Source organism: Pseudomonas sp. CM25, assembly GCF_013179705.1.
Lineage (GTDB): Bacteria > Pseudomonadota > Gammaproteobacteria > Pseudomonadales > Pseudomonadaceae > Aquipseudomonas.
On record NZ_JABMCW010000715.1, the window covers coordinates 1 to 639 of the forward strand.

Below are 639 nucleotides of genomic sequence, written 5' to 3' on the forward strand. Positions count from 1 at the left end.
GAGCCTGCACTGCGCGGTACTGTGTGCCTTCACGCTCACTTATCCATGGAAGGAAACGCAGCATGAAATCTGTCGACCGCGCTTTACTCGCCAGTGGCCTGCTGATCCCCTTGTGGCTGCTGACAGGTGTATGGCTCACGGCACGCGCGTATCCCGGCTACGACCACCTGCAACAGGCCATGAGCCAGCTCGGCGCCGCTGGCTCGCCTACCAGCAGCTGGTCGCCGCTGGTCAACAACTTCCCGTTGGCCGCGCTGTTTGCACTGTTCGCCTGGGGCCTGGCGCGGCGCTGGCGTGGCTCGAAGCTTGCGCTGCTGAGCGCCGGCCTGGTGTTGCTGCATGGCGTTGGCAGCCTCGGCACCGGCTGGTTCCCCTGCGACCAGGGTTGCGCAGCCGCGCAGCCGTCCACCTCCCAGCAACTGCACAACCTGTCCGGGTTGCTGATGTTTCTCTCGCTGACCCTGGCCAGCGCCCTGTGGGCCTGGCTGGGCAATCGGCTTGCCGGCTCGCGGGCCTTGGCGTTGTTTTCCCTGGCGTGTCTGGTGCTTGCCATCGTCACTGCCGGGTTGATGGGCCAGGCGGTCGAGAGCGGCCAGCTGTTCGGCCTGTACCAGCGCCTGAACTACGCTGTGTCGGTGC

1 protein-coding gene is annotated in these 639 nt (G+C 66.0%); it reads left to right on the plus strand.

Annotation, left to right across the window (positions count from 1 at the left end; translation table 11 throughout):
- Positions 1-62: 62 nt before the first annotated feature.
- The coding region (locus HP546_RS30885) for a DUF998 domain-containing protein (protein WP_172233839.1) at positions 63-639 on the plus strand (577 nt) is incomplete at its 3' end.